Origin of the sequence: Pseudochrobactrum sp. AO18b (genome assembly GCF_000409565.1) — a bacterium.
GTDB lineage: Bacteria > Pseudomonadota > Alphaproteobacteria > Rhizobiales > Rhizobiaceae > Pseudochrobactrum > Pseudochrobactrum saccharolyticum.
On the sequence record NZ_ANNO01000026.1, the window covers coordinates 1 to 5,905 of the forward strand.

At 47.5% G+C, this 5,905-nt stretch carries 3 protein-coding genes, 1 tRNA gene, 1 pseudogene and 1 other annotated feature; of the genes and pseudogenes, 3 read left to right on the plus strand and 2 right to left on the minus strand.

All coding sequences use genetic code 11. From position 1 onward, the window contains the following. Positions 1 to 67: 67 nt before the first annotated feature. On the minus strand, positions 68 to 838 hold the full coding sequence (locus A918_RS21220; protein ID WP_022709319.1) for an EAL domain-containing protein: 771 nt from the start codon (positions 836 to 838) through the stop codon (positions 68 to 70). A 445-nt stretch (positions 839 to 1,283) separates the two neighbouring features. On the opposite strand from A918_RS21220, the gene A918_RS0101355 reads away from it, so the two are divergent. The 3 genes and pseudogenes from A918_RS0101355 to A918_RS0101375 all read left to right on the plus strand — a co-directional run bounded on the left by A918_RS0101355 (position 1,284) and on the right by A918_RS0101375 (position 4,572). Further along, positions 1,284 to 2,987 (plus strand): hypothetical protein, encoded by a 1,704-nt coding sequence (locus A918_RS0101355; RefSeq protein ID WP_022709320.1) that lies wholly within the window; start codon positions 1,284 to 1,286, stop codon positions 2,985 to 2,987. A gap of 150 nt (positions 2,988 to 3,137) precedes the next feature. Continuing rightward, positions 3,138 to 4,366, plus strand: a pseudogene (locus A918_RS21435) (IS3 family transposase). After that, positions 3,419 to 3,535: a sequence feature (AL1L pseudoknot), on the plus strand. It overlaps the preceding pseudogene by 117 nt. Positions 4,367 to 4,498: 132 nt before the next feature. Next, positions 4,499 to 4,572, plus strand: a tRNA-Gln gene (locus A918_RS0101375). 52 nt (positions 4,573 to 4,624) lie between these two features. On the opposite strand, the gene A918_RS19100 is transcribed toward A918_RS0101375, so the two are convergent. Beyond that, complete coding sequence (locus tag A918_RS19100) at positions 4,625 to 5,527, minus strand: site-specific integrase (RefSeq protein WP_022709321.1); 903 nt, start codon at positions 5,525 to 5,527, stop codon at positions 4,625 to 4,627. Positions 5,528 to 5,905: the final 378 nt, after the last annotated feature.

Sequence of the window (5,905 nt, forward strand, 5' to 3'; positions counted from 1 at the left end):
TTATTCTTAAAATCGGATCTGAAGTGGTCCTGTTTTTATGAACAGGACCACTTCACTTCGCAAAGGGTCATGAAACCTTCGCATGGTTACGTGCAACCGTACTATAGGCAGTCGGCATGGAGAAGAAATACCCTTGGGCATGAGTTGCCCCGGCAGCAAGTACCGCATCGTACTGCACCTTCGTCTCAACACCTTCGACGACCACAATTGGGGCGAAGCTTGAAGCAAGCCCAACCATGTGGTTCAGGCTGTTGAAACCGATCGCCGATTGCCGGATGTCGTGGATAAAGGCTTTATCAATCTTCACTATGTCGAAGTCGATCAACTGAAGGAGCCTCGGCGACGCGAAACCTGCGCCGAAGTCGTCCAAAGCCAAACGGCAACCAAGGCTGCGTAAGTCCATAATTGCACGCGCGGAAAGCGATAAGCTTCGAAGAGCCTGCGTTTCCGTAAGCTCGAGCACCAGGCGTTGAGCCAGACGAGGCCGACTTTGAATTTGCTTAAGAACTCCAGCCAATATATCTTGATTGTTAAAGTTATCTGCTGATAAATTACAGCCGAGGACAGCATCATCGTCGTGTTCAAGTCGATCAAGAATCTGGTTAAGCATGTACTGGTCGATCAGCGGGGTTTCATGTATCGCTTCAAGTGCAGGAATAAAATCAAACGCGCTGTGAATGCGACCATCTCTACCCTGCAGAGCAGCAAGACATTCCCCATACAATATGCAGTCCACATTGATTGTTGAGTGAATGCCTTGAACCCTGCAGAACACGCGCCCTTCCGTAATTGCCGACTGAACAATGTCAGCATATCTGGTGTCCAGATTATCAAACATCTATTCCTCCAATGAACTAGGAAGTTTGATCGTTTCAAACAGTCACAGACGAATACGCCATGCAAAACTGTACGCCCATCATTCCATCTAAACGACTAGCGTCCGTGGATCTTTAGGACCCCTGTCTCGTGAATGTATCAGACCACATTTTCCGCACGACACAACGGAAATGTACAAGGTGCTAAGTGCTTCGCCTTTGGTCTTTAACTATAAATATTCCTTAAGTTCAGAATGAGATATATTTGACGGATTTTGCAGCGTCGGGAAGGTTACAAACGGATCTGCATGTCTGTGTTTGATGTAACAAACTGTTACGACTATAGACCAAGTTGTTGAATAATTGTTGTGCATCGCGTCAATTGTGTCTGAGATTAATAATTACCGCGGCATTGTGCAACGAAGATGAGGATGCACAAAAATGCATATCAGTTAGGGGGGGGGCTTAATGGACGACATAAATAAGGCGAGGACTCAGCTTGATCGAATCTTACGATCAAGAGCCTTTAGCCGCTCAGATAAATTGAGAAAATTTTTGAGCTATGTGGTCATAGAAACTATTGAAGGTCGTGGAGAGAGAATTAAATCATACTCGATAGCGATTGAGGTATTTAACCGTCACACAAATTTTGATCCCTCCCAGGACGGAATTGTACGATCAACCGCCAACAGGTTAAGATTCGCATTAGAGAAATACTACCAACTGGAGGGGATTGATGATTCGGTAGTCATTTCTCTACCTTTAGGACGCTACGTTCCAAACATCGTTGAAAAACCGGCCCATTTAGAAACTACAGCAACTGGCTACGAAGTCTCTTTCGATGCCAGCGAGACTTCAGTATCAGTGGCTGATGTCAACGCTATCAGTAACCGCTCCGTTGTTCGGCATCGGAAGATTGGCTTGTGGATAGCTGCAGTCTGTTTATTCACAGGGATAATCATCCTCGCTGGTATCCAGCTAGCAGACCTGCGTGATCAAAAACAGTGGCGGGCACCCATCCTTATAATACAAGATTCAACGGTGATTTCAGACGACGAACCATCAAAACTGTTTGCCCGGAGCCTGCCCGTGCGGTTGTCGGGTGCACTAAATCACTACGATATAAACAGTATCACAAGAACGTTAAATTCGGACAAAGTCCAGACGAATGCCCTCAAACTCCCACCCTACCAGAGTATCTATATCATCACTAGCGAGGTGGTCGCAGATAAGTTCGGTCTTGTCATATACTGGCAGCTTATTGATGCCCGCACGGAGGTGGTGCTCTGGTCATCGCAGATTCACGAAAAGGGTGATGGCCGCTCCATAGACGTTCTAGTCCATGAACTTGTAGGGGAAGACGCCCTTATACGCCTCTTTGAACGGCGGAAGCTTCCGACCAAGCCGAGTGCCGGCTATGTGTGTGTGTCACATGCACTTAATAAACTCACTACAATCACAGACGCCGATCGCTTGTGGATGTCGAGGTGTTTGGCTGACACTGTCGCCGAGCAACCGGACTACGCTCAGGCTTGGGCATTGTTTGCGTGCGTTCAGGTGGAAGATAGTATCGCGGCTGCGGACAGGGGGGAAATTGATATCAGCAAAGCGATGTTGGACGATGCCAGAAGAAGCTATCTGAATGCTCAAAAGCTCGCACCTGCATCATGGTTAACCCTGCATGCGAGAATAGTGCTCGAATTTCAAATGAAAGATTTCAAAAGCTTTGAAGATTCGGTATCTCAAGCACTCCTCATTCTACCTATAAATGCGCGAGAGCGACTGGTTATAGGCAGTCGACTTTTTGCACTTGGAAATTATCAAGAGGCCGAGGATCTAATTAAGGAAACCATCACATGGATCACATATCCTCAACCCTCAGACCACTTGTTTCTTGTAGCTGATCTATACCGGCGCGCGGAGATAAATAAAGCTAGGCAGCTTCTACAGAGCCAACAAGTTCCCGACAGTAAATTATACTGGGTCCTATCGGCCGCGGTCGCTAGTCGTCTTGGCGATTTGCCCACAGCTAAAGCGGCACTAAACTCATTGGATCATCTGAGCCCTAACTTCTCATATACAATCGAAACAGACTTGCATAATCGTTATTTTAGAAGTGACTTTATTCGAGAAATTGTAACCGACTTGGACAAGGTGCGAAGCCTTCAATAGTACGCTGGAAGAACTTTTGTTTTCCACGAGTTGTTCAAAAGTGACAGATCCAAACTACGATTTACAAATCTGTTGCAAAAAATTTGGTGGGACAAAGTGAACCGTACCGGGTTTGCCGGAGGCTCCAACTTCTGAGAGATTGGGGCCACTATGAGCAAAACAACGAACAAGTTTTCACCTGAAGTGCGTGAACGTGCAATCCGTATGGTGCTGGATCACGAAGCAGAGCACCCTTCTCGGTGGGCTGCCGTTTCATCAATCGCTACCAAGATTGGTTGTTCGCTAGCCACCCTGCATGAGTGGGTGAAGAAGACCGAGGTCAACACTGGTAAACGAGCAGGCCTGCCGAGCGATGTCGCCGAGAAGATGAAGGCTCTTGAGCGAGAGAATCGCGAGCTTCGTCAGGCCAATGAGATATTGCGCAAAGCGTCTGCTTATTTTGCCCAGGCGGAGCTCGACCGCCCCTTCAAACGATGATTTCATTCATTGACGAATACCGTAGCGTGTTTGGGGTCGAGCCGATCTGCAGATTATTGCCGATTGCCCCGTCAACCTACTACGAGAACGTCGCCAAGCGCCTGGACATCAACCGGCTGTCGGTCCGCACCCGCAACGATATCAGCCTGAAGATCGAGATACGTCGTGTCTTCTAGCAAAACTTCTGCGTTTATGGCGTTCGCAAGGTCTGGCGGCAATTGAAGCGTGAGGGGTTCGATGTCGCCCGCTGCACTGTGGCTCGACTTATGAGGTCTATGGGTCTTTAAGGCATCATTCGTGGTAAGCCAGTCAAAACCACGGTGTCAGACAAAACTGCGCCGTGCCCGCTTGACCGAGTAAACCGGCAGTTCTATGCGCCCGCACCGAACATGCTGTGGTTATCCGATTTCACATACGTGGCAACCTGGCAAGGCTTCGTCTATGTCGCCTTTGTCATTGACGCTTTCGCCCGCCGCATCGTTGGCTGGCGAACCAATCGGACGGCGCATACAGATTTCGTGCTCGACGCTCTTGAACAAGCAATTCATGATCGTCGGCCTCTCCATCGCGGAGGGTTGGTTCATCATTCTGACCGCGGTTCACAATACCTGTCGATCAAGTATTCTGCGCGTTTGGCTGAGGCGGGCATCGAGCCTTCTGTGGGAAGTGTGGGTGACAGTTACGATAACGCGCTCGCCGAGACAATCAACGGTCTTTACAAGGCAGAGGTCATCCACCGGCGAGGGCCATGGCGCAACTTCGAAGCTGTCGAGTTCGCCACATTGGAATGGGTAGATTGGTTCAATAACCGTCGTCTTCTGGAGCCAATCGGCAACATACCGCCAGCCGAGGCAGAAGAACGATACTACTCCATGCTGGACGAACTAGCATGGGCAGCATAACTTAAAATAAATGGCCTCCGGCAAACCCGGTACGGTTCAAACAGTACCGGCCACGCCTCTTAACAATGCGCCTCTGGCTGGTCGCTCAAGACCTCTATGAGGCCGCCAAGATTGATCACTTGGTGCAGTTATTCCGCCTTCGCCTAAAGGTAGGGCAGCGCACTTTGAATGCGCCGGTCGTGGTTCGATCCCATGAGGCGGAACCAGTCTAGCCCTGCCAGCAATGGCGGTTTTATAGACGATCCCTTTCTCAGGGCATTATACATTCGGCTGAGTCTCAGTTCGCAGCACGGGAGAATACCGATTATAACGATGACGTGTTTTTTGAAGCCGATAGTTGTTTAATAATATGTGGCAGGTTGTAAAGTCACTTTGATCGAGCAGCTTTTCATATCTGAGCATTGTTTTGTAGTTTCTATTGCCAAGCCAGTTTTGCACGATGCGAATATCAACTCCCATGAGAATAAGGCGACTGGCACAAGTATGACGTAACACTGTGGGTACTATTGCACTGTCACCTTCAAGCGCAGAGTTTTTGATTGCGTTGCGCCAAGCGCTTCGAAATCGAACTGGATCTATACCGCAGAAAGGAGTTGTAGCAGTAGTATCCAGAAGTGAAAGTACAGTTTTTGCGCGATCGGTTAATGGTAATGCTCTGCTCAGATTATGCTGATTCTCAGAAATATGGACGTATCCATCCTTAATGTCGCGCCATTTCAAGGAAATGGCTTCACTCATCGTTATGCCGGTTTCAATCAAGAACATACTCAGAATTTTATATCGTGTATCGATGTGATCGAGCTGCTTTAGTAGCAAATCTTCTTCAGCGAAGGATAGATATCGAAGCTGATCATCATTCTCTTTAAGTCTTCTATAGACCAAGACATTGTTAATAATGCCTTCTTGCATGGCCTTGCGAAGCAGCTTGGTTAGGACGTTCATGTGTCTGTTGATGGTGGAAGGTTTATAGCCCCGCTTGCTTAGGATGGTTACTATTGTTTCATAATCCTGCTGTGTGAGCAGATTAAAAGCTCGTGGGTAAATCTTTATGAGATTATTAATGAGACCAGCTACCGAGACAAAATTTTTTTCGTTCGGCCATAGTTCTTTAGCGAATTTATCTGAAAGCAAAGCAATGGAAGTAGCGGTGATATCAGTCATACGGTAGTAATGCCCTTAAAATGCCTCGGCTGAATGTGGATAAAATATTAGCCAGAGAGGTAGTTTTTCGCAATAAAAGTCAATTATTGTATGTCTTCTAAATGGTTTATTAACCTTATATGGTTTGGCGCTGTGAATTTTGTGGCATTTGGGCAACAGAGTCATGCTAGCTAACGCACTCTGTTGAATACTGTATTGCAATTGAAGGATTGGAGTAGGTATTAAAGTGATAGGCAGCGCCACTAGTGGGATCTGTCATAATTTTAAACACTACAAAGTGTTCTAAATCCAAACTGGAGGTCAGAAATGAACATTAAGAGCCTTCTTCTCGGCTCCGCTGCAGCTCTCGTTGCAGTATCCGGCGCTCAGGCTGCCGAC